This window comes from Paraburkholderia phymatum, from assembly GCF_040965635.1.
Taxonomy (GTDB): Bacteria; Pseudomonadota; Gammaproteobacteria; order Burkholderiales; family Burkholderiaceae; genus Paraburkholderia; species Paraburkholderia phymatum_B.
This window is the reverse complement of the sequence record NZ_JBFRCH010000014.1, coordinates 149,642-172,251: the sequence shown is the minus strand read 5'-3', so window position 1 is coordinate 172,251 and position 22,610 is coordinate 149,642. Positions and strand designations below refer to the sequence as shown.

At 64.6% G+C, this 22,610-nt stretch carries 17 protein-coding genes; 10 read left to right on the top strand and 7 right to left on the bottom strand.

The genetic code is table 11. The features are described 5' to 3' along the window. Positions 1–296 precede the first annotated feature (296 nt). From AB4Y32_RS23335 to AB4Y32_RS23320, 4 genes are all read left to right on the top strand, one after another. Positions 297–1,532 carry a cytochrome P450 gene (locus tag AB4Y32_RS23335; protein WP_368723609.1) on the top strand — a complete coding sequence of 412 codons (1,236 nt, stop codon included), beginning with the start codon at positions 297–299 and terminating at the stop codon, positions 1,530–1,532. Between the two features lie 204 nt (positions 1,533–1,736). Beyond that, positions 1,737–2,735 (top strand): non-homologous end joining protein Ku, encoded by a 999-nt coding sequence (locus tag AB4Y32_RS23330; RefSeq protein ID WP_368723608.1) that lies wholly within the window; start codon positions 1,737–1,739, stop codon positions 2,733–2,735. Positions 2,736–2,789: 54 nt separating this feature from the next. Continuing rightward, entirely contained in the window at positions 2,790–5,633 is a 2,844-nt protein-coding gene (ligD, locus tag AB4Y32_RS23325) for a DNA ligase D (protein WP_368723607.1), read from the top strand. Between the two features lie 108 nt (positions 5,634–5,741). Beyond that, positions 5,742–6,077, top strand: a complete 336-nt coding sequence (locus tag AB4Y32_RS23320; protein WP_368723606.1) for a hypothetical protein — start codon at positions 5,742–5,744, stop codon at positions 6,075–6,077. A gap of 60 nt (positions 6,078–6,137) precedes the next feature. Here AB4Y32_RS23320 and AB4Y32_RS23315 read toward each other — a convergent pair whose 3' ends face one another. After that, entirely contained in the window at positions 6,138–7,097 is a 960-nt protein-coding gene (locus tag AB4Y32_RS23315; RefSeq protein WP_368723605.1) for a LysR family transcriptional regulator, read from the bottom strand. Positions 7,098–7,249: 152 nt separating this feature from the next. Between AB4Y32_RS23315 and AB4Y32_RS23310 the strand changes: the two genes are divergently transcribed. Further along, positions 7,250–8,266 carry a zinc-binding alcohol dehydrogenase family protein gene (locus tag AB4Y32_RS23310; RefSeq protein ID WP_368723604.1) on the top strand — a complete coding sequence of 339 codons (1,017 nt, stop codon included), beginning with the start codon at positions 7,250–7,252 and terminating at the stop codon, positions 8,264–8,266. Between the two features lie 351 nt (positions 8,267–8,617). Beyond that, positions 8,618–9,184 (top strand): DUF6013 family protein, encoded by a 567-nt coding sequence (locus tag AB4Y32_RS23305; protein WP_368723603.1) that lies wholly within the window; start codon positions 8,618–8,620, stop codon positions 9,182–9,184. Positions 9,185–9,330: 146 nt separating this feature from the next. On the opposite strand, the gene AB4Y32_RS23300 is transcribed toward AB4Y32_RS23305, so the two are convergent. Both AB4Y32_RS23300 and AB4Y32_RS23295 read right to left on the bottom strand, forming a co-directional pair. Then, the gene (locus tag AB4Y32_RS23300) at positions 9,331–10,137 is read right to left on the bottom strand and encodes an ABC transporter permease (RefSeq protein ID WP_368723602.1); all 807 of its coding nucleotides are present in this window, start codon (positions 10,135–10,137) and stop codon (positions 9,331–9,333) included. After that, complete coding sequence (locus AB4Y32_RS23295) at positions 10,134–10,895, bottom strand: ABC transporter ATP-binding protein (RefSeq protein WP_368723601.1); 762 nt, start codon at positions 10,893–10,895, stop codon at positions 10,134–10,136. Before AB4Y32_RS23295 ends, AB4Y32_RS23300 begins: the two co-directional genes overlap by 4 nt. A gap of 102 nt (positions 10,896–10,997) precedes the next feature. Between AB4Y32_RS23295 and AB4Y32_RS23290 the strand changes: the two genes are divergently transcribed. Then, positions 10,998–13,553 (top strand): AsmA family protein, encoded by a 2,556-nt coding sequence (locus AB4Y32_RS23290; RefSeq protein WP_368723600.1) that lies wholly within the window; start codon positions 10,998–11,000, stop codon positions 13,551–13,553. A 164-nt stretch (positions 13,554–13,717) separates the two neighbouring features. Here AB4Y32_RS23290 and AB4Y32_RS23285 read toward each other — a convergent pair whose 3' ends face one another. Continuing rightward, positions 13,718–14,218: a hypothetical protein gene (locus tag AB4Y32_RS23285; protein ID WP_368723599.1), complete on the bottom strand. Its 501-nt coding sequence runs from the start codon at positions 14,216–14,218 to the stop codon at positions 13,718–13,720. A 613-nt stretch (positions 14,219–14,831) separates the two neighbouring features. Here AB4Y32_RS23285 and AB4Y32_RS23280 point away from each other — a divergent pair. The 3 genes from AB4Y32_RS23280 to AB4Y32_RS23270 all read left to right on the top strand — a co-directional run bounded on the left by AB4Y32_RS23280 (position 14,832) and on the right by AB4Y32_RS23270 (position 19,200). Beyond that, a complete protein-coding gene (locus AB4Y32_RS23280; protein WP_368723598.1) occupies positions 14,832–16,451 on the top strand; it encodes a sensor histidine kinase in 1,620 nt (539 codons plus the stop codon). A gap of 178 nt (positions 16,452–16,629) precedes the next feature. Then, positions 16,630–17,124 carry a response regulator gene (locus AB4Y32_RS23275; RefSeq protein WP_368723597.1) on the top strand — a complete coding sequence of 165 codons (495 nt, stop codon included), beginning with the start codon at positions 16,630–16,632 and terminating at the stop codon, positions 17,122–17,124. Positions 17,125–17,205: 81 nt separating this feature from the next. Further along, complete coding sequence (locus tag AB4Y32_RS23270) at positions 17,206–19,200, top strand: hybrid sensor histidine kinase/response regulator (RefSeq protein ID WP_368723596.1); 1,995 nt, start codon at positions 17,206–17,208, stop codon at positions 19,198–19,200. Positions 19,201–19,343: 143 nt separating this feature from the next. Here AB4Y32_RS23270 and mscL read toward each other — a convergent pair whose 3' ends face one another. The 3 genes from mscL to argE form a co-directional block, all read right to left on the bottom strand. Then, positions 19,344–19,793, bottom strand: a complete 450-nt coding sequence (gene mscL, locus AB4Y32_RS23265) for a large conductance mechanosensitive channel protein MscL (RefSeq protein WP_087735765.1) — start codon at positions 19,791–19,793, stop codon at positions 19,344–19,346. A gap of 329 nt (positions 19,794–20,122) precedes the next feature. Beyond that, positions 20,123–21,142 (bottom strand): threonine/serine dehydratase, encoded by a 1,020-nt coding sequence (locus AB4Y32_RS23260; protein WP_368723595.1) that lies wholly within the window; start codon positions 21,140–21,142, stop codon positions 20,123–20,125. Positions 21,143–21,225: 83 nt separating this feature from the next. Further along, positions 21,226–22,473 carry an acetylornithine deacetylase gene (gene argE, locus AB4Y32_RS23255; protein WP_368723594.1) on the bottom strand — a complete coding sequence of 416 codons (1,248 nt, stop codon included), beginning with the start codon at positions 22,471–22,473 and terminating at the stop codon, positions 21,226–21,228. Positions 22,474–22,610 lie beyond the last annotated feature (137 nt).

Sequence of the window (22,610 nt, the reverse complement as noted above, 5' to 3'; positions counted from 1 at the left end):
CCGAATCCTCCGCATTGATCGACCGCCATCGCCAGTGTCAGTTGGTTCTTCATTTTTTTTACCGTTGCATGTCTACGCAATAACGCATGACAGCCATGAACGGTGGACTTGATCAGCATTGCCCTAACTCTGGTCGACCGCGTTGCATGGGACCAGAGTAGGTGCTGAAGCACTAACTCTGGTCGACCGCGTTGCATGGGACCAGAGTAGGTGCTGAAGCACTAACTCTGGTCGACCGCGTTGCATGGGACCAGAGTAAGTGCTGAAGCACTAACTCTGGTCGACAGGGGACATAAATGAATCCGTCTCACGGAACGGCAACCGATGCCGACATCGCCCGCGATTTCGACTTGCGGCATCTCGATGCGTCGTTTCACGCCGACCCGTATCCCGTCTATCACGCGCTGCGCACACACGAGCCCGTCAAGCGCATGCCCGATGGCTCTCTATTTCTCACGCGCTATCGCGACGTGCAGGCCGTGTATCGCGATCCGAAGACCTTCAGCTCCGACAAGAAAGTCGAGTTCGCGCCGAAGTACGGCGCGACGCCGCTTTTCGAGCATCACACGACGAGCCTCGTGTTCAATGATCCGCCGCTGCATACGCGCGTGCGCAAGCTGATCGCAGGCGCGTTGACGGCGCGCGCGATCGCGGCGATGGAAGACGGTCTGATCCGTCTCGTCGATGGCCTGCTCGATCGCGCAGCCGCGCGCGGCGAGATCGATCTGATCAGTGACTTCGCGGCCGCGATTCCCGTCGAAGTGATCGGCAATCTGCTCGACGTGCCGCACGACGAGCGCGCGCCGTTGCGCGACTGGTCGCTGGCGATTCTCGGCGCGCTCGAGCCGACGCTCACGCCGGCGCAGCACAAACGCGGCAACTGCGCGGTGACGGAGTTCGTCGCGTATCTGAAGGACCTTGTCGCGCGACGTCGCGCGAAGCCCGGCGATCCGCAGCACGACGTGCTCACGCGCCTGATCCAGGGCGAGGAGGGTGGCGAGCAACTGTCCGAAGTCGAACTGCTGCAGAACTGCATCTTCATTCTCAACGCCGGCCACGAAACGACGACGAACCTGATCGGCAACGGTCTCGTTACGTTGAGCGTGTCGACGGGCGAGCGCGAGGCGTTGCTGCGCGAGCCGGATCTGATCGAAAGCGCCGTCGAGGAATGCCTGCGCTTCGAGAGTTCGAATCAGCTCGGCAACCGGATGACGATGCTCGACACGGAGATCGGCGGCGTGCCCGTGACGGCGGGCACGCCCGTCACGTTGTGCATCGGCGCGGCGAATCGCGATCCCGAGCAGTTTGCCGAGCCCGACCGCTTCGACATCCGACGCATGCCGAACCGCCATCTCGCGTTCGGCTTCGGCATTCATCAGTGCGCGGGACTGTCGCTTGCGCGCCTCGAAGCACGCATCGCGATCGGACGGTTCGTGCGGCGCTTTCCGTCATACAGAATCGGCGGCGAGCCGACGCGCGGCGGACGCGTGCGCTTTCGCGGCTATGCAGCCGTGCCGTGCACCGTCGCTTGAAGCAGACGTGGCTGAAAATCGAAAGGCCGGGAAGCCGGCAAGCCAGCTTCAGCCACGCGCCCGTAGCTTTTTCCGCGCGCGCGCAAGACTTACAGCGCCGCAGGCCGCCGTCGCGGCGATGCGTGGAAGCAGGCGCAAGCCGGGGCCCTGAATGTCTGGGCACGCTTGCTGCTTCGCAAGGAGTTCAACTTCGGGGAGCGCGCTATGCCTCATATGATCTGGAAAGGCGCGATCAGCTTCGGCCTCGTGCATGTGCCCGTGCAACTTTATCCCGCTACGAGGTCCGAGAAGGTCGGCTTCAATCTGCTCGACAAGCGCACGATCGATCCCATCGGCTATCGGCAGATCAACAAGCGCACGGGGAAGGAAGTGACGCGCGACAACATCGTGCGCGGCTACGAGTACGAGAAGGATCGATACGTCGTGCTGACCGACGAGGAGATTCGCGCGGCGAACCCCGAATCGACGCAGACGGTCGACATCCTCGCGTTCGTCGAGGCGCCCGACATCTCGTTCCTGTATCTCGACACGCCGTATTACCTTGCGCCCGACCGCAAGGGCGAAAAGGTCTACGCGCTGCTGCGCGACGCGATGAAGGAGTCGGGCAAGGTCGGCGTGGCGAGTGTCGTGCTGCACAACAGGCAGCATCTCGCCGCGCTCATTCCCGCAGGGCCCGTGCTCGCGCTCAATACGCTGCGCTGGGCCGAAGAAGTGCGTTCCCTCGACGAATTCAAATTGCCCGACGAAAGCGCGAAGAAGTCGGGCGTCACGGCGCGCGAACTCGACATGGCGAAAAAGCTGATCGACGATATGAGCGATACGTGGGACCCCTCCGAGTACAAGGACACGTTTCGCGACGACATCCTCGCGCTCGTCGACAAGAAGGTACGCGCGGGCAAGATCGAAGAAGTCATGGACATCGAGACGCCGCGCGAATCGCGCCCGTCGGCGGATATCCTCGACTTTTCAGATCTGTTGAAGCGCAGCCTTGGACGCGGCAAGGGCAAACCGGCGGCACGCGCCGCGCGCAATACGGAGGATGCCGAACAGGCGGAAGCAGCGGACCAGGACGAAGGGACGGAAGAAGCCGAACAGGCGTCGACGAAATCGCGCGCGCCCGCGAAGAAATCCGCGCGCCGCGCGACGGGCACGGCCGCGCGCAAGAGCACTTCATCCTCGGCGCGCAAGCGTCGCGCGGCGTAATTCGTCAGCGCGGGGCGAACGCAACGCAAGCAACGTTAAGCGCAAACAGTCACCATGACGGACAAGCTCGAGACCTATCATCGCAAGCGCCGTTTCGACAGGACACCTGAACCGTCGGGGATCGCCTCGCGCGCGAAGAGTGCGAAAGCCACGCCGAAATCGACGCGCGCCGCGAAGACTCAAGCGACAACGGCTTCAAAGCACGCGCTGACGTTCGTGATCCAGGAGCATGACGCGCGTCGTCTGCACTACGACTTCCGTCTTGAACTCGACGGTACGCTGAAGTCGTGGGCCGTGCCGAAAGGACCGAGTCTCGATCCGTCGGTGAAGCGGCTCGCCGTGCACGTCGAGGATCATCCGTTGGAGTACGGATCGTTCGAAGGCGACATTCCCGAGGGCAACTACGGCGCGGGTTCGGTGATCGTCTGGGACCGCGGCACATGGGAGCCCGTCGGCGGCGAAGCAGGCGCGCGCGAAGCGTATGCGGCCGGCAAGCTCAAGTTCCATCTGGACGGCGAGAAGCTGCACGGCGGCTGGACGCTCGTGCGCAGCCACATGCAAGGCAGCGGCGACAAGGAGCAGTGGCTGCTCATCAAGGAACGCGACGACGAGGCGCGCAGCGAAGCCGAATTCGACGTGCTCGAGGCGATGCAGGGCAGCGTGATATCCGACGCGCCGGGCGCGCGCGGCGGTGTGGACGGCGCGGGGAAGTCGGCTGCCGGCACGCGGAAAACCAAAGCACAACGCGCAAGCGTATCGACGAGGTCAGCGAAGTCAACCACAACGCGCGGAGCCAAAGGTTCGCCTGACGGGCATCCCGACATCGTCGCGACGCGCAGTGCCGAGTCGTTGCGCGAGCTGGCCGGTCATCCGTCGATCAAAGGCGCCGTCGAGACGAAGATGCCCGCGACGCTCAAGCCGCAACTCGCGACGCTCGTCGATAGCGCGCCCGCCGGCGACGACTGGTTCTACGAAATCAAGTTCGACGGCTATCGTGTGCTCGCCCGTATCGATCATCACGCGAAAGAGCCCGTCAAAGTCTTCACGCGTGCGGGCAACGACTGGACCACGAAGTTTCGCAAGCAGGCGCAGGCATTCGCGCGCATCGGGCTCGACTGCGCGTGGCTCGATGGGGAAGCCGTGGTGCTCGACAGCAACGGCGTGCCGAGTTTCCAGCTGCTGCAAAACGCATTCGACGCGAACCGGCCGCAGGACATCACGCTCTATCTGTTCGATCTGCCCTATCTGAACGGCTACGATCTGCGCGGCGTGCCGCTCGTGCAGCGGCGCGCGATTCTGCACGCGCTGATGGAAACCGTCGACGACGACACGCTGCGTTTCTCCGACGACTTTGGCCGCGACGCAGGCGAACTGCTGAAGAGCGCATGCGCGATGAACCTCGAAGGGATCATCGGGAAGCGGCGCGACAGTCACTACGTGTCGGGCCGCGCGCCATCGTGGATCAAGCTCAAGTGCCGGCGGCGCCAGGAGTTCGTGATCGGCGGCTATACGGAGCCGGCGGGCAGCCGCGAAGCGTTCGGCGCGCTGCTGCTCGGCGTGTACGACACGAAGGGCAAACTGCAATACGCGGGACGTGTCGGCACGGGCTTCAATGCGGCCTTGCTGCGCTCGGTGAAGCATCAGCTCGATGCGCGCGAAACCGCAAAGATGCCGTTCGCGAGCGAGCCGCGCGAACGCAGCCGTACGCCTGTGCATTGGGTGAAGCCGGAGCTTGTCGCCGAATGCAATTTCGCGGAATGGACGAGCGACGGTGTCGTGCGGCAGGCGTCGTTCGTCAGCTTGCGCAGCGACAAGCCTGCAAAGCAGATCGTTCACGAAACGCCGCACAAGGGAGCCGACGTGGAGCAGATGAACGAAGGGCCGGGCGCGGACAACGCGAAGACGTCGACGGCGAAGACGTCGACGGCAAGGAAATCGACGGCGAAGAAGCCGGACGCGCAGGCCGCAAGCGCAACGACTACGAAGCGTTCGGGCGCAACGACGACGGTAGCGGGTGTACGCATCTCGCACCCCGACCGCGTGATCGACAAGAGCACCGGCGTGCGCAAGATCGAGCTCGTCGAATACTACGAGTCGGTTGCGTCGTGGATGCTGCCGCATCTGAAGGACCGGCCCGTCGCGCTCGTGCGCGCGCCCGAGGATATCGGCGGCGAGCTGTTCTTTCAGAAGCACAGCCAGAAGCTGTCGATTCCGAACATCACGCAGCATCCGGGGCTGGACCCGGATCATCCGCCGCTGCTGACGGTCGAGAGCGAGGCAGCGCTCGTCGGCGCGGCGCAGATGGGCACGATCGAGCTGCATACGTGGAATGCCGTCGCCGCGAACATCGAAAAGCCCGACCGCATGGTGTTCGATCTCGACCCGGACCCGGCGCTCGGCTGGAAGCGGATGATCGAGGCGGCGCAGCTCACGCGCGAGTTGCTCGAAGAACTCGGCCTCGCGTCGTTCTGCAAGACGAGCGGCGGCAAGGGGCTGCATGTCGTCGTGCCGATCGCGAAGCAGCTCGGCTGGGACGATGTGAAGGCGTTCTCGCAAGCCGTCGCGCAGCACATGGCGAACGCGCTGCCGAAGCACTTCGCCGCGAAGATGGGCGCGCAGAACCGCAAGGGCAAGATCTTCGTCGACTATCTGCGCAACAACCGCGGGTCGAGCACCGTGTGCGCCTATTCGCTGCGCGCGCGTCCGGGACTGGGTGTATCGGTGCCGCTCGCATGGGACGAAGTGCCCGGTACGACGGCAGGCGATCAGTGGAACATCGCGAACCTGCACGAACGGCTCGACGCGTTGAAGAGCGAACCGTGGGCCGCCTACGCAAAGACGAAGCAGCGCATCACCGCGCAGATGCGGGGCCGGCTCGATACGGCGGAGCATGAATGAGCGCTGCGTTTTCCAACGATTTCAGAGGAGGCCAGGCGACAGCGACAGCGCGGCGCGCAATGTGCTCGTGCATGAACGAGACACCGCACCTGAACGAGGGAGAGGATCATGAAGACATCGCAGCAACACGCGACAGGCGACGATCATCAAGGGCAGATACCACGCCCGGAAGGCAACGACAATTCGAGCGTGCCGGACCGCCCGTCCGAGGAGGCCGCGCCATTGCCGCACGAGAGCGACCAGAGCGCCGGATCGCAGGAAGAGCACGAGCCGCGCGGGGTCGGCAAGCAGGCGCATAGCGATCTCGAACACGGGCTCGAAGACACGGACCTGCGCGGCGGCAGCGACTATCAGGCGCGCACGCAGAACGATGCAAACGTGAACAGGAATTCCGCGACGCGAGGCAAGCAGGACAAGTCCGCGACGCAAGGCAAGCGCCGTTGATCGAGCGGCATGCGATGCGCTCGCCATGCCGTCACCTGAAAGCGCGCGTGCCGCATCGCTTTACGGAGGATCGGCGTCCCAATACGGCGGATCGCCGAAATGCGCGGCGAGAAAATCGATGAACGCGACTGTCTTGGGCGGCACGAACGCACGCGACGGATACACCGCCCATATCGCGACCGTCTCGGCAAGCGGATACGTGTCGAGCACCGTCACCAGCTCTCCGCTGCGCAGATACGGCGCGACGTCCCACGTCGACTTCAGCGCGATGCCGAAGCCCGCCAGCAGCGCGTCGCGGATCACTTCGCCGTTGTCCGTCGCGAGCCGGCCGCCGACGCGCACCGTCAGCGGGCCCGTCGGCGTGACGAACGACCAGTCGCGCTGATCGGAGAGGATCGCGCATTCGTGCTGCGCGAGATCGGACGGATGGCGCGGCGTGCCGCGTTCGGCGAGATACGACGGCGCGCAGCAGATCACGCGCCCGTTCACCGCGAGGCGCCGCGCGACCAGCGACGAATCCCTCAGCGCACCCGGCCGGATGCCGACGTCGACGCCGGCATCGACGAGATCGACGATTGTGTCCGTGAGCCGCAGATCGACGCTCACGCCCGGATAGCGGCGCAAGAACTGCGCGATGACGGGCGACACGTGCTGCCGCCCGAACGACGATGGCATCGACACGCGCAACCGTCCCTGCGGCTCCGCCTGCCCACGGCCCACCGACGCGCGCGCGGCCGACGCCGCGTCGAGCAGCGCCTCGGCGCGCGCCATGAAGACTTCGCCGTCCTGCGCGAGGCTGACGCGGCGCGTGGTCCGATGCAGCAGGCGGGCGCCCAGCAGCCGCTCGAGACTGGCGATGCGCGCGCTCGCGACGGCGGGCGACAGCCCGAACTCGCGTCCCGCCGCCGACACGTTCGCGAGCAGCGCGGCGCGCACGAAGAGCGCGACGTCGAGCAGATCGAGCCGGTCGCGCTCGCCGGCGGAAGATGCAACTGGAAACGCGGCGGCATCAGGCTTCATCGATTTTTCGGGAAATCCAGAAAATGTTTCTGTCATTACGCTGGTTTTCAGAGGGTAAAGAATTTTCTACGATCCAGTCAATGCGAGCGGCGGCCGCGCCTGCCGCCGAAGCTCAATCCCGTCGAAGACTTCACACGAATCAAGGAGCCGTCATGAAAGCCGTAGGCCTTACCCGTTACTTGCCCATCGACAATCCCGAGTCGCTCGTCGATATCGAAATCGGCAAGCCGCAGCCGACGGGGCACGACATCCTCGTGAAGGTCGAAGCGATTTCCGTGAACCCGGTCGACTACAAGGTCCGCGCGCCGAAGGACACCGTCGAGAAGACGCCGCGCGTGCTCGGCTGGGACGCGGCGGGCATCGTCGAGGCCGTCGGCCCGGACGTGACGCTGTTCAAGGCGGGCGACCCCGTGTTCTACGCGGGCAGCATCACGCGGCCGGGCGCGAACAGCGAGTTCCATCTCGTCGACGAGCGCATCGTCGGCCGCAAGCCCGCGTCGCTCGATTTCACGCAGGCGGCCGCGCTGCCGCTCACGGCGATCACCGCGTGGGAGGCGCTGTTCGATCGCCTTGGCGTATCGCCCCAGGGCGCGGACGCGGGCAAGTCGGTGCTGATCATCGGCGGCGCGGGCGGCGTCGGCTCGATCGGCATTCAGCTCGCGAAGCAACTGGCGAAGCTCACGGTGATCGCGACGGCGTCGCGCCCCGAGTCGGCGAAATGGGCAAGGGGGCTCGGCGCGGATCACATCGTCGACCACTTCGGCGACATACCCGCGCAGCTGAAGCAGCTCGGCTTCGAACAGGTCGATTACGTGCTGATGTTCAATGACACCGACCGCCACTTCCCGGCCGCCGCCGCCGTCATCAAGCCGCAGGGCGGCATTGCGACGATCGTCGAGAATGCGAAGCCCGTTCCCGTCGAACTGCTGAAGTCGAAGAGCGCGGCGTTTCACTGGGAGTTCATGTTCACGCGCTCGATGTTCGGTACGCCCGACATGATCGAGCAGCACAAGCTGCTGACGGAAGTCGCGCGCCTGTTAGACGCGGGCACGCTGCGTACGACGGTCGGCGAAAACCTCGGCAAGATCGATGCGGAGAATCTGCGCCGCGCACACAAGCTGCTCGAGGAAGGGCGCGCGATCGGCAAGCTGGTGCTGAGCGGCTTCTGATGCCGCGCGCTTGACGCTTTGCTTTTCTCACATCACGGCTGCACGTGAAGGGCGCATGAACCGTCATGCGCCCTTCATGCGCTGGACATGCGCTGGACACGTCGCGCCATTCATCCGTCATCCCGATGCCGCGTCGAATTCGTGCACCCCGCGACGGTCAAATAGACAGATCGAGGACAGATCGCGCACGCACAAACGCGCGCTTGCGCAAGCGGGGTAAATACCCGATTCCCGCGAAGCCCGCGCCCGTCCGCTTGGCGTTAGACTGCTTGTGCATCATGCAAACCTGCTGCGGCCTTCGGCGCGTCCGCAACGCATGGCCGCGCGGCAGCACAACAACGAGGTGACAGTATGGGCATCAGCGTCAAACTTCCCGCCGTTTCTGTTGTGACTTCTCTCGCATGCGCCGCTTTCGTGCTCGCCGCGACGCCGGCGCCCGCGCGCGCGGCGACGCCGATCACCGTGACGTCGCAGGCGCCCACGGACGGTCCCATCCGCTACACCGTCAAGGTGACGTCGAAGCAGTTTGGCAACTCGCAGGAAACACGCACGATCCGCTCCGGGGAATCCGACGACTTCACGTGGAAAACGGTGCCGCCCGGCGGCCCCGTCGCGGCCGATGGCGATTGCCCCAACATGTCGTCGCTGCCCGTCGATACGAACGGCGCGATGATCCGCCAGACGCAGATCCGCTTCGCGCCGGTGGTCGCGAAGGACGGCACCGCGACCGTGCAGATGAACTTCCAGGCACAAACGCCGAAGGGCACGAAGACGGTGACGAACAATGGCAAGTCGCTCAAGTGTCCGAACTACACGAGCGTGAGCCAGGTGCTGCGCTTCACGATGCCGACCAACGGCAGCACGAAGACGCTGACGCTGAGCGACGGCTCGCAGGTGTCGGTCACGGCGAAGCGCTAACGTACCAGTGGGGCCAGCGGGGCGGCCGTTCGCGTCGCAGGCCGTATGAATCGCATGCGTTGAATGATTGCATGCGGCGTGCATGTATCGACTTTCATCGCTTTTGTGACGGACCTCGCGCGCGATCGCGCGTGGCCGGCTGGCGTCTAGCTTCGCCCCGAAGCGCGTTCGATGAGCCGCGATGCGAGAAAGCGGTGCTCGGGCGAAAAGAGCCGCCGGTAAGTGAGCAGCACGGCGCCCACCGTGCCGAGCGCCGACGATGCGGCGATCAGGAACATGATCACGATCTGATAGCGCACGGCCTGCAACGGCGATTGTCCGGCGAGCACCTGACCCGTCATCATCCCCGGCAGGCTCACGACGCCGACCACGGCCATCGCGTTGAGCGTCGGGATCATGCCCGCGCGCACGGCCTGGCGCGCCGGTCCTTGCGCCGCTTCCCAGCGAGTCGCGCCGAGCGCGAGCGCCATGTCGACGCGGTCTCTGCGCGCCGTCAGTTCCTCCGTCATCCGTTCGATGCCGAGCGACACGCCCGTCAGCGTGTTGCCAAGAATCATCCCGAGAATCGGTATCGCGTATTGCGGCTCGTACCACGGACGAATGCGGATCACCGCGAAAAGGCCGATTGCCGCGACGAGCCATGCGCTTGCCCAGATCGACATGATGCTGTCGGCGCGCTGTCCGGCGTAGGTGCGCGAGCCGCGTCCCGCGCCCGCGAAGCCCGCGATCAGCGTCATCACGATCATCAGCGGCAGCACGACGTACCAGCGGCCGTATGCGAACACCCATGCGAGCACATAGCCGATCGCGAGCAGCTGGACGACGGTGCGCACTGCGGCCCACGCGAGCTTGCGCTCGAGATCGAGTTTCAGCGCCACCGACACCGCCCCGTTCACGACGATCAGCAGCGCCGCGAGGCCCACATCCCACAGACTGAGGTTTTGCAAGGTCATCGCTTGATCCCGGTTGTCGTGTCGGCGGACGCGTTCGAGTGAGTGGCCGGCTGAGTGCCCGATTGAGTTTCGCCGAGCACGCCTTCGCGCATCGTCAGATGGCGGGTGCTCACGCGCGCGGCCTGCGCGAGATCGTGCGATACCCACAGCCACGCGCGCGCATCCGGCGCGGCATCGAACCATGCGCGCAGCAGCGCTTCGATCGCGCGTGCCGATTCGGGATCGAGCGATGCCGTCGGCTCGTCGAGCAGCAGCACATCGGGTGTGAGTTGCAGCACGCGGATCAGCGCGGCAATCTGCGCTTCGCCGCCCGACAGCTCGCTTGCGCGACGGTCGAGAAAATCGTTCGCGCGCCCGGCCTGCGACGCGAGCTTCGCGGCCCGCTCGCGATCGAAGCGCACGTCGCGATACGCGTGCAGCGTGTACGGGTACCGCAGATTGTCTTCGACACTGCCGTCGAGCAGCGCTGGCCGCTGACGCATATACGCGACGTGCCGCCGGTAGCGCGGAATCGCCGCGCGCGCGATGCGCTTGCCCTGCCACCGCACCTCGCCGCCGTCGAGCGGATCGAGCAGCGCGAGCGCGCGCATGAACACGCTCTTGCCCGAGCCCGATGGGCCCGTGATCGAGATGCGCTCGCCGGCATCGATGGCGACGCTCGTCGCATGCAGCAGCGTCTCGCCGCGCGCCGCATCGCGCCGCACGATGTCTTTCGCGTGGACGAGCGGTGTGTCCGTGGGGTGCGTGTCGTGAGGCATGGTCAAATGAAATCTGTCGCAGCGCATCATCATAGCGGCCGCGGGGTGGGCACACCTCATGCTGCGCTGACTATCGATGGTCGTATTCCCTACGGAGCCCTCATGGCTGTGCTGCATCCGACTGGATTATCCATCGGCAAAACGACCGGCAAGATCCTCGCGTGGCTCATCGCCGTGCTGATCGTTCTGATCGCCGCACTCGCGGTGTTCGTCCTCACATTCGACTGGAATCGCGCGCGTCCGTACGTCAACGACAAGGTGAGCGAAGCCATCGGCCGGCCGTTTGCGATCGAGGGCGATCTGAAGGTCGGGTGGCGGCATCCCGTCGGCGAAACCGGCTGGCGCGCGTGGGTCCCGTGGCCGCGCTTTTCCGCGCGGAACATCACGGTTGCCAATCCCGACTGGACGAAGCAACAGCACTTCGCGACACTCGACGAAATCGACTTCCAGGTGAAGGTGCTGCCGCTGCTCACGCACGACATCGTGATCCCGGCGATCAATCTCGTGAATCCATCCGTCGATCTCGAACGGCTTCTCGATGGACGCAACAACTGGACGTTCAAGCTGAAGTCGTCGGCGGGGCCGTCGGAGTGGAAGCTCGATCTGCACGACATCCAGTTGAACAAAGGCAATATCGCGTTCAGCGACCAGCAGAAGAAGATCGACATGCAGGCCGTCGTCGATACGCTCGGCCAGCCCATTCCGATCGGCGAAGCGCTGAAGCAGCAGGAACAGACGTCGCGCAACGCTTCCGCCGACGTGGTCGGCAAGCAAGGTGCAAAACGGCTGAATACGCAGGCGCAGCATGAGGCCGCATCCGAGGCGGCTGCTGCGTCCGCTGCATCGGCCGCACCTCGCGCGCCTGCTCTGCCGGGGGCATCGGGCGCATCGGCTGCACCGGGCGCTTCGGCGCCTGCTGCGCCGGCAGGCGTGGGCGCATCGAGTCTCGCGAGCGCGGGCGCCAGCGCGGGTGGCTCGACGGCCGTCGCCGCATCGGGCAGCGCGCCCGCCAGCGCAACGGGGACGGCCGTCGCGCAACACCCGAGTGCGCCGCAATATGGGATCGGCTGGACCGTGAAGGGCACGTATAACCGCTCGCCCGTATCGGGCAGCGGCAAGTTCGGCGGCGTGCTCGCGTTGCAGGACGCGTCGCGCCCGTTCCCGGTGCAGGCCGATGTGAAGGCCGGCGATTTGCGCATCGCGATGGTCGGCACCGTCACCGATCCCGCCCATCTCGCCGCTGTCGATCTGCGTCTGTGGCTGCAAGGCACGAGCCTCGACCATCTGTATGACCTGACGGGCATCACGCTGCCCCAGACGCCGCCATATGCGACGGAAGGGCATCTGATCGGTAACTTCAAGCAGGGCGGCAGCGTGTTTAGATATGAAAATTTTACAGGCCGCGTCGGCGGCAGCGATGTGAACGGCACGGTCGTCTATACGCAGCGCGAAACGCGCCCGCTGGTCCAGGGCAGGCTCGTGTCGAACCTGCTGCAGTTCAAGGACCTCGCGCCCGTCATCGGCGCGGACACCAACGCGAGCAAGAAGAAGCGCGGCGAGACGGCACGCCAGCCGTCGAACAAGGCGCTGCCGACCGAGGAGTTCAAGACCGACCGCTGGAAGGCCATCGACGCCGACGTCAGGTTCACGGGCCGCCGCATCGTCAAGGACCCGGCGCTGCCCATCACCGATCTCGACACGCACGTCGTGCTGACGAACGGCGTGCTGTCGCTCGAGCCGCTGAAGTTCGGCGTGGCGGGCGGCTCGCTTGCTTCGAACATTCATCTCGACGGCAGCGCGACGCCGCTCAAGGGCCGCTTCTCGACGGAAGCACGCCACCTGAAGCTCAAGCAACTGCTGCCGACCGTGAAGACGATGCAGAGCGCGCTCGGCGAAATCAACGGCGACGCGGCACTGTCGGCGACGGGCAATTCTCCGGCGGCGCTCGCGGGCACGTCGAACGGCGAAGTGAAACTGCTCGTCACCGACGGCACGATCAGCCGCCTGCTGATGGAAGCAGCGGGGCTTAACGTCGCGAACGTGGTCTACGAAAAGCTCTTTGGCAACCGCGACGTGAAGATCAATTGCGCAGCCGGCGATTTCGTCGTGACGAACGGCGTGCTCGATTCGCGCGTGTTCGCGCTCGATACGCAAGACGCCGTGATCAACATCGACGGCACGGTGGACATGAAGGACGAGTCGATGGACCTCGGCGTGCATCCGCACACGAAGGGCTTTCGCGTATTCACGTTGCGCTCGCCGTTGTACGTGAAGGGGTCGTTCAAGAGCCCGAGCGTGGGCGTGAACGCGGCGGCGCTCGCATTGCGCGGCGGCGCAATGGTCGGCCTCGGCCTGATCAATCCGTTTGCCGCGCTGATTCCGCTGATCGCGCCGAGCAACAACAAGCCGCTGCCGTGTCAGCAACTGCTGACGGCGATGCAGGCACAGCCTCCGACCGCGCCGCCGCCGGGACAGCGCGAAAAGGCGAAGGGCCCCGTATTGCCGCCGGGCACGCCGGGTGCATCGGCCGTCGAGCCATCCGCGCCTGCGACATCGGGATCGAAGAAGTCGTCCACGCCGTCGAAGAAGCCCGCTGCACCCGCTAGCGGCGCGGCGCTGCCGGAGCCTTCGCATGCGGCCGACTACAAGGGCAGTTGAACGAAGTTGCGCGCCCGATTCAGTGCGTGACGTCGCGGTGAAAAACGACTCGCATATTCGATGCGGCGAGTGCCATCGAGCGCTGTGCAGAGCAGAAAGAGCAGCAGCACGCGAAAACACCACGGCCGCGAATTTCGCGGCCGTGGTTCATGGGTTTTACTGATCTAGCGCAGCGAGCGAGGCGTCGCGTCGCCGGCGGCATCCTGACGCCGCACGCCTCGTCGCGTGCCCGCCGCCGTGACGCGTGTCGCGCCGAATTCCGGCAGGATGCGCGCTCGCGCGCGGCTCGCGAACACGAGAAAACCGAAACCGTCGGCTTCGTACCAGTAGCCGCCGTTCTCCAGTCCGTCTAGCGGCTGTTCGAGCGCGTTCGCAATGGATTCGATGCAGCGGCGGCGCAACTCGGCGACAGCGGGATACGGCGGCTGCGCGCCGCGCACGCTGCACAGCAGGACGTCGAGCCCTGGCAGCACGTGTGCGTAGAGCACCGGCTCGTCTTGCGCGCGAGCGCGCGCAATCTTGGTATCGAGTTGACCGAAGGGCTTGAAGTGCCGCAGCACAGCGAGGAACGACTCGTCGCCGTCCACCTTCGCGCGCCTGCGCTTTTTCGGGAAGGACATAAAAACTCGCCTGAAAAAGAATTGCAAGAAACGCAGCGTCCTCATGCGACCACTCCCGGCTTCGCGCGCCGCACGTCGATCTTTTATAGCATACGAAAATGCCGGATACACGGTGATTCGTCTGTCTCACTCCATCGTCCCGTGCGAACCAGGCCGAATCGCGTCGCCGTGCGCTTTCGCATCCCCTGTGCATCTGGTCTCAATAATAGACTCACCCACGCGCGGCGTGTTTCCGGCACCGTAAAAAAAGACATTTTTATGTGCGCCAGCCCTTTCTGTGCGCACGTTGAAATATCTTTTGTGCCCGTCGATAATGGCCCGGTCCCAGTCGCGGCGCGGCTTCGGACGCGGCGCACGACGCTGTGTCACATCGATGAGCGGCGCGCATGAGTGAAATCATCAATGGCGCACGCTGCGTGTCGACGTTCCATGCTTCACACGCTGCGATGATGCATGCGCGCGTTTCATGATTCGTGCCGGTTCTGCATGTCGGGAACTCCGTCAGCGTGCGTGCCAGCATGCAGGTCGCCCGTGACGCAAGAGCGGTGCTGACAGTTCGATGCGCGAAATCTGTTGCCACTCCTCGTGCGCCACGCTCGCTGCTTTCCGCCGTTCTCGCTGCTTTCCGCCTTTTCCGCCGCCGTCGCTCGATGCGTAGATGAAACTGTTCACAAAGGGCCTGTTGCTGATCGCGTTACCGAGTGCCGTCGAGCTGGCGCTGCTAGGCGTCGTGTTCGACATGCAGGAACAAACCGCGCAGGCCGTCGAACGTTCGTCGAACAGCAGGCAGATCCTGTATCAGGCCGCGTCCCTCGAAAACCCGATGTTGCGGCAAGTGGCTCGCGTGCGCGCGGGCATCGTCGCGGCTGATCCGTCCTTCATGGATCGTCATGCTGCGTGGGTCGATCTCTCCGAGCGGCTGACGCGGCTCGAAGAGGCCGTTGCGGACACACCCGAGCAGGCCGTGCGTGTGCGGCAGATGCGCGAAGCCGTCGACAGCTATCGGCAGCAGGCGATGTCGGTTGCGCAATCGCTGCGCACGGGCGCAACGATGAATCCCTTCGCCACGCTCGAGGGCGGTGCATTGCCTGCGCGAGCCGTGCGCTTTCGCGACGCGCTGCACGCATTCATCGACGAAGCGACGCGGCTCGAAGCGGAACGCAATGCGACGCTCGCGCAAACGCGCACGCGTCAGCAAATCGCGCTGGTGGGCGCCGTGCTCGGCTCGATGCTGATCTGGGCCGCGACGGCATTCGCGTTCGCGCGCGGCATTGGCAGGCGGCTGGATGTGCTCGCGTCGAACGCGCAACGCCTGGGCAGCGGCAAGCCGCTGCCGGCGCCGCTCGCGGGCAACGACGAAATCGCCGCGCTCGATGCCGCGCTGCACCGCACGAGCGCGCTGCTGCGTGCCGCCGATCTGAATCAGGCGGCGCTCCAGGCGTCGCTGCAGACGCGCGCGGCGGAACTGGCGAGCGTCAACGAAACATTGCACAAGGAGACGCAGGACAACGAGCTGTTCATCTACAGCGTGTCGCACGATCTGCGTTCGCCGCTCGTGAACATGCAGGGTTTCTCGAAGGAACTGCAGGTTTCGTGCGATGAACTGCGCGCGACGATAGTCGACGCGCGCCTGCCCGCCGACGAACACAAGCGGCTTGCCGATGTGCTCGACGGCGACGTGCAGGAATCGCTGCGCTTCGTGCGCTCGTCGGTGACGCGCGCGGCCGCTATCATCGATGCGCTGCTGCGCATCTCGCGCGCCGGGCGGCTCGAATATCACTGGCAGCGCGTGAATGTCGGACGTGCCGTCGCGCGGGCCGTCGATGCACTGCAAAAGAGAATCGACGAGCGCGAAGCCGTGGTCGTCGTGCGCGAATTGCCGCCGGCATGGGGCGACCCTGCCGCGATCGAGCAGGTGTTCAGCCAGTTGATCGCCAATGCGATCAATTTTCTCGATCCGGCGCGGCCCGGACATATCGAAGTGGGCGCACTCGATGCAGCCGATGCCACCCATGAAAACAGCGCGATGGCGCCGGCGCAAAGAACGCGCACTTACTTTGTGCGCGACAATGGCATGGGCATTCCCGCCGCGTATATGTCGAAAGTGTTTCGCGCGTTCCAGCGGCTGCACGGCGATGTCGCGCAGGGTGAGGGCGTCGGACTCGCGTTGGTGCGCTGCATGGTCGAACGGCACGGCGGACGCGTATGGGTCGAATCGGCGGAGGGCGCGGGCTCGACGTTCTACGTCACGCTGCCCGATCAGCCGTTGCGGGTCTAACGGATACGCGAATGCGCGCGATGCGGCATCGCTGCATGGCGCAGTGCAAGAAGCGCGGTGCAAGAAGTCGTAAGCTGAGCAACGCATAATGCGTGCAGTGGGTCGTACTGGTTGACGCGGAATCGGAGAAGGTCGTGACAAACGCGCACTGCGCAATGCAAGCGCGCCGGAGGGAACAATGTCACACGGGGAAGCGGTCGGTAAGTCGGTTGGCATCGTGCTGATCGAAGATGATGACGGACACGCGACGCTCGTCGAGCGCAATCTGCGGCGTGCCGGCATATCAAACGGATTCATACGCCTGGCGGACGGTCAGGAGGCGCTCGACTATTTCCTCGGCGAGCCAACAACGCCTGGCGATCATGCGAGCGGCCGTCCATCGCGCGACGATCTCGCGAATTACGTCGTGCTGCTGGACCTTAAGATGCCTCGCGTGGATGGCTTTGAAGTGCTGCGCCGTCTGAAGGAAACGCCGTCGACGGCGTCGATGCCCGTCATCGTGCTCACGACCACCGACGATCCGCGCGAAATCGAACGTTGCTATGAATTGGGTTGCAATGTCTACATCACGAAGCCGGTCGAATACGATGCGTTCATCGAAGCCGTGCGGCGGCTCGGCTTCTTCCTGCAGGTCGTGAAGCTGCCGTCGGGGCAACGCTACGCGTCTGCATGAATGCACGAAGGGGCACGCAGTGCTCGCTCATCATGGGGAGTCCGTGCCGCAAGCAGTCCAATTGACGATTGACCATCTGGCATGACTGAAGACGGAACCACGCCGCTCGCCGCGCATGTGCTCGTCGTCGACGACGACGAGGGCATCTTGCGGCTCGCGCGCAAATCGCTGGAGCGCGCCGGCTGCCGCGTCGAGCTCTGCAATAGCGTCGAAAGTGCGCGTCGCGCGATCCACGCGAATGCGCCCGACCTGATCGTGCTCGACTATCAGCTCGATGGCGCCGAGACGGGGCTCGACTTTTTCAGGCGTCTGCGCCACGAGGGCGTGCGCATTCCCGCGATACTCGTCACAGGTTTCACCGATGAATCCCGCGTGATCGAAGCGTTGCGTTCCGGCGTGTCCGATGTCGTACCCAAAGCGGGCGATTACCTCGACTATCTGCCCGAAGCCGTCGAACGCGTGTTGTCGCAAGTGCGGCTGCAACGGGCGTCCGCGGAAGCGCTCTTGCTGCGCGAGCGCGAGGCGCATTACCGCACGTTGTCAGAAGCGCTGCCGCATCTCGTGCTCACCTGCAACGCGAATGGCGATTGCGATTTTCTGTCGAAGCAGTGGGTCGAGTACACGGGCCTCGACGGTGCGAATGCGCTCGGCCTGGCGTGGCTCGACGCCGTGCATCCCGACGACCGCGAAGACGTGCGCCGTACATGGCTCAAGACGGTGCGCAGCGAAGCCACCTTTTACCGCCACGAATTGCGCATTCGCCGCCACGACGGCGCGTATCGGTGGTTCGACGCGCGCATTGCCGCTGTGCGCGACGCGAGCGGCACGGTCAGCAAGTGGTTCGGCAGTTGCACGGACATCCATTCGCAGCGCGAAGCCATCGAGGATCACGAACGTCTTCTCGCGTCCGAGCAGGCCGCGCGCCAGGCGGCGGAAGAAGCGAACCGTTCGAAGGACCGTTTTCTTGCGATGCTGTCGCATGAATTGCGCACGCCGTTGACGCCCGTGCTCGCGGGCGCGCGCATGCTCGAAATGATGCCGGACCTGCCCGAAGCGGTGCGCTCGGGCGTCGTGATGATTCGCCGCAACGTCGAGCTGGAAGCGCGCCTGATCGACGATCTGCTCGATCTCACGCGCGTGGCGAACGGCAAGCTGCGGCTGTCGCTGGAAACGGTCGATGTGCACGAAGTGATCGACAGCGTGCTCGATCTGTTTCGCAGCGAGATCCAGGCCAACCAGCAGGACGTGCATGTCAGCAAGACGGCGCAAAATCACTACGTGCTGGCCGATCGCGCGCGCTTGCAGCAGATGCTGTGGAACCTGATCCGCAACGCAGCGAAGTTCACGCCGGACGGCGGGCATATTTTCGTGCGTACGCGCGACGAAAGAATGCATGTGCAGATATCGGTCGAGGATACGGGCGTCGGCATCGAGCCCGAGCAGATCGGCAAGCTCTTCAACGCGTTCGAGCAGGGCAGCAGCCAGAACATGTCGCGTCAGTTCGGCGGGCTGGGACTCGGGCTCGCGATCACGAAGGCGCTCACCGATGCGCATGGCGGCACCGTCTCCGCGCACAGTCCGGGCGCGCATTGCGGCGCGACGTTCACGATCACGCTGCCGACGGCCGAAGAGCGGCTCGCCCAGCCCGCTGCGCCCGTCGCCGCGAGCGTGCAGCCGGCAGGCGGCCTCACGATTCTGCTGATCGAAGATCACGCGGATACCGCCGAAGTGATGGCGCAACTGATGCGTACGCTCGGACATGAAGTGACCGTCGTCGGGCGCGTCGCCGATGCGCTCGCCGCGACGCAGAGCGCGCCGTTCGATCTGATCGTCAGCGACGTGGGCTTGCCGGACGGCACGGGCCTCGATTTCATCAAGGCGTTCCGCGAGCGCGACGATGCGCCCGCCGTCGCGCTGACGGGCTTCGGCAGCGACGAGGATATTCGCCGATGCCTCGAAGCGGGCTTCACGTCGCATCTGACGAAGCCCGTCAACTTCTCGCAGCTCGAACAGGTGATCGAGGGTGCGGCGGCGGCGAAAGCGCAGAAGAATGCAGGCGAGACCAGAACGGGCTAGGCGCGTGCATCGAACACGCATTCGATAGAAGGCATTCGATGAAAAGGGAAGGGCCTGTTGCGCATCGACGTACGCAACAGGCCCTTCGCGTCAATGGCCGTTTGCACGCGGCGCCGAAGCGGTGCCGCCTTGCTCGCACGCGGTCAGCTACGCGGCGAATTCTTCAGCGAGTCGCGGATCTCGCGCAGCAGCAGCACGTCTTCAGGCGTGGGCGGCGGCGCTTCGGGCGCGGCGGGCGCCGGGGCGCGCAGCTTGTTGATGAACTTGACCATCATGAAGATGATGAAGGCGAGAATCACGAAATTGATCGCGACCGTGATGAATGAGCCATAGCCGAATGCGGCGACGCCCGCCGTTTGCAGATCCTTGTACGAATCGGGGTTGCCCTTGAAGTTGGGCGGTATGTGGCCGAGCAGGACGAACTTGTTCGAGAAGTCGAGGCCGCCCGTCGCAACGCCGACGACGGGCATGATCAGGTCTTTCACGACGGAATTGACGATCGTCGAGAACGCTCCGCCGATGATCACGCCAACAGCGAGGTCCATTACGTTGCCCTTGAGGGCAAATTCCTTGAATTCCGTGACTAGGCTCATCGGGCGGTTCTCCTTGAAGTCGATGGCGACATGATAGCCAACGTTCGGCGCAGCGGGAAATCATTTGGGGATTAATCGCAATGCGCCGCGGCAGAACGCAGGAAGCGATTGTCGTGCCCGTGAAGCGCGAATGACGCTGATCGCCGAAGCCTGCGCATGCCACGGCGGGTGGCATGCGGCGCGACATGTCGAATCGAAAAGCGCTCCGGCAACTGGACGCAAGAATCAGGCGCAAGGAATGCGCATTGAAGCGCTAGCGATCGAAAGCGCGCAGCAAGAACGCGCGATGACAGCGCGCTCATCGATACGGCTATACCAAGGAAAGCCCATCAAACTTCAGCGGCTCGCGCCTGTTCGATATGCGCGGCGAACGTCACGGGATCGGTATTCGTCCCACATAGCAGCACGCCGACGCGCTTGCCTTGCAGTTGCTCGCGCAACGGGCCGAGCAGGGCGGCCGTCGCTGCTGCGCACGCAGGTTCGACAGCGAGCTTCAGTTGCGTGAACAGCGTGAGCATCGCTGCACGCAGCGCGTCGTCGGTGACGGTGACGAGCCGGTCGATATGACGGCGGCACAACTCGTAGCTGTATTGCTCGGTATGCGGCGCCATCAGCGAATCGGCGATCGAATGCATGTGGCTCATGCGCACCGTGTGATTCGCCGCGAAGCTGCGGTTCATCACGTCCGCGCCTTCCGGTTCGACGCCGTACACGTGCACGCGCGGATTGGCGAGCCGCAGCGCCGTCGAGATGCCCGCCGCGAGCCCGCCGCCGCCGATGGGCACGATCACCGCGTCGAGGTCCGGCGTTTGCGTCGCCCATTCGTAGCCGAGCGTCGCGGTGCCGAGCACCGTGCGATAGCCGTTGAACGGATGCACGAAGTAGCGGCCTTCCTCGGCTTCGATGCGCCGCACGATTTCGAACGCTTCCGTCACGTTCTCGGCGATGACGACTTCCGCGCGATATTTGCGGCACAACGCGATGCGCGCGGGATTCGCCGCATGCATCACGACGACCTTCGCGCTGATGCCCATGCGCATCGCCGCGTACGCGACGGCCACGGCATGATTGCCGCCCGACACGCAGGTGACGCCCGCGCTGCGCTGCGCCGGGTCGAGCGCGAGCAGATTCGTGAACGCGCCGCGTGCCTTGAAGCTGCCGCCCGCCTGCAGCAGCTCGAACTTGAAGTTCACGAGCGTGCCTTCGAGCGTCGGGAAATCCATTCGGTCGAACACGGGCGTTCGCACGACCCACGGCGTCAACGCGAAATGCTGCGAGGCGATGTCGTCGAGCGTCGGTATCGGCTCACCGTCGATCGTGCGGTCGGAGTGCTGCGTGGCAGTGGACATGGCATGCGTACTCGTTGTGGGGGAGGTCCGCGTTCGATGTCTTGTCGTCGGTTGTCGTCGCTTGTTGTTATACGTTGCTTGCGTCAATGCGCGTGCGCGTCGACCGACATGCTATGGATGAACTTGCTCAGAAAGCGTTCGCACTGCGCGAGCTGCTCGAGCGTGACGAACTCGTTGGCCTTGTGCGCCTGCTGGATATCGCCCGGCCCGCACACGATGCTCGGAATGCCCGCCCGCGAAAACAGGCCTGCTTCCGTACCGTAGGCGACCTTGCGCTTGTCCTGGTCGGCCGTGAGCGCGCGCACGAGTTGCGTGATGGCCGCCTGTTCCGATGCGTCGAGACCGGGCGCCGCAGCGATCTTCGTGATCTCGATTGCGGCCGCTTCGTGCTCGCGCTTCATTTTCGGCAGCAGCGTCTCGCGCGCGTACTGGTCGATGCGCGCGAAGATCGGCTCGGGATCGAGCGTCGGCAGATTACGGAACTCGAATTCGAAGCTGCATTCGGCGGGCACCGTGTTGATCGCATTGCCGCCCTTGATCGTGCTGGTCTGCGCCGTCGTGAACGGAACGTCGTAGAGTTCGTCGAACGGGCCTTGCTGACGGAACTGGTCGGCCATGTCGCGGATGAAGCAGATGAGCCGCGCCGCGTACTCGATCGCGTTCAAGCCCTTCGGCGTGAGCGACGAGTGCGCCGCCTGGCCGCGCACGCAGCACTGGTACGCGTTGATGCCCTTGTGCGCGATGATGGGCCGCATGCTGGTCGGCTCGCCGACGATGCAGCCGTCCGGCTTGACGCCGCGCTTCATCAGGTCCGCGATCATCAGCGGCGCGCCCACGCAGCCCACTTCTTCGTCGAAAGAGAACGCGAGATGGATCGGCTTCGCGAGCTTCGTCTGCTGCATCTGCGGAACGAGCGTCAGCGCCGCGCCGATGAAGCCCTTCATATCGCACGTGCCGCGCCCGTAGAGCTTGTCGCCGCGCACTTCGGGCCGGAACGGATCGCTGTCCCATTGCTGGCCGTCGACAGGCACCACGTCCGTGTGCCCCGACAGCACGATTCCGCCATTCGTCTCGCCGTCGTGCGCCGGAATCGTCGCGAACAGGTTCGCCCATTTGCCGCTGTCGTCGTGCGTGAGCGTCGCTTCGATGCCGCGCTCGCGCAACGCGTCGCGCACGGTTTCGATCAGCCCGAGATTCGGATTACGGCTGACCGTGTCCATCGACACGAGGCGTTCAACCCAGGGAAGCGAAGCAGGAGACGAAGCGTTGGAGGCAACAGCGGAAGAGGAAGACGTTTGTGCGGACAGCGCTTTATCAGCGACCTGTGACATGACCTTGGCTCCAGCTTGTGTGTCATTCGATGATACCCAAAAAGCACTTAATAATCCAAAGCTCGATGCGCCAGGTGCTTGCGGGGCGTGGCTTTGCGCGACGCAGCAATCGTTTGGCGGGCGATGGAAACGCTTCC

What these genes read in the sequence shown, in the direction of transcription:
- AB4Y32_RS23335 (WP_368723609.1), top strand. Translation starts at nt 297, where the DNA reads ATGAATCCGTCTCACGGAACGGCAACCGATGCCGACATCGCCCGCGAT.
- AB4Y32_RS23330 (WP_368723608.1), top strand. Translation starts at nt 1,737, where the DNA reads ATGCCTCATATGATCTGGAAAGGCGCGATCAGCTTCGGCCTCGTGCAT.
- ligD (WP_368723607.1), top strand. Translation starts at nt 2,790, where the DNA reads ATGACGGACAAGCTCGAGACCTATCATCGCAAGCGCCGTTTCGACAGG.
- AB4Y32_RS23320 (WP_368723606.1), top strand. Translation starts at nt 5,742, where the DNA reads ATGAAGACATCGCAGCAACACGCGACAGGCGACGATCATCAAGGGCAG.
- AB4Y32_RS23315 (WP_368723605.1), bottom strand. Translation starts at nt 7,097, where the DNA reads ATGAAGCCTGATGCCGCCGCGTTTCCAGTTGCATCTTCCGCCGGCGAG.
- AB4Y32_RS23310 (WP_368723604.1), top strand. Translation starts at nt 7,250, where the DNA reads ATGAAAGCCGTAGGCCTTACCCGTTACTTGCCCATCGACAATCCCGAG.
- AB4Y32_RS23305 (WP_368723603.1), top strand. Translation starts at nt 8,618, where the DNA reads ATGGGCATCAGCGTCAAACTTCCCGCCGTTTCTGTTGTGACTTCTCTC.
- AB4Y32_RS23300 (WP_368723602.1), bottom strand. Translation starts at nt 10,137, where the DNA reads ATGACCTTGCAAAACCTCAGTCTGTGGGATGTGGGCCTCGCGGCGCTG.
- AB4Y32_RS23295 (WP_368723601.1), bottom strand. Translation starts at nt 10,895, where the DNA reads ATGCCTCACGACACGCACCCCACGGACACACCGCTCGTCCACGCGAAA.
- AB4Y32_RS23290 (WP_368723600.1), top strand. Translation starts at nt 10,998, where the DNA reads ATGGCTGTGCTGCATCCGACTGGATTATCCATCGGCAAAACGACCGGC.
- AB4Y32_RS23285 (WP_368723599.1), bottom strand. Translation starts at nt 14,218, where the DNA reads ATGAGGACGCTGCGTTTCTTGCAATTCTTTTTCAGGCGAGTTTTTATG.
- AB4Y32_RS23280 (WP_368723598.1), top strand. Translation starts at nt 14,832, where the DNA reads ATGAAACTGTTCACAAAGGGCCTGTTGCTGATCGCGTTACCGAGTGCC.
- AB4Y32_RS23275 (WP_368723597.1), top strand. Translation starts at nt 16,630, where the DNA reads ATGTCACACGGGGAAGCGGTCGGTAAGTCGGTTGGCATCGTGCTGATC.
- AB4Y32_RS23270 (WP_368723596.1), top strand. Translation starts at nt 17,206, where the DNA reads ATGACTGAAGACGGAACCACGCCGCTCGCCGCGCATGTGCTCGTCGTC.
- mscL (WP_087735765.1), bottom strand. Translation starts at nt 19,793, where the DNA reads ATGAGCCTAGTCACGGAATTCAAGGAATTTGCCCTCAAGGGCAACGTA.
- AB4Y32_RS23260 (WP_368723595.1), bottom strand. Translation starts at nt 21,142, where the DNA reads ATGTCCACTGCCACGCAGCACTCCGACCGCACGATCGACGGTGAGCCG.
- argE (WP_368723594.1), bottom strand. Translation starts at nt 22,473, where the DNA reads ATGTCACAGGTCGCTGATAAAGCGCTGTCCGCACAAACGTCTTCCTCT.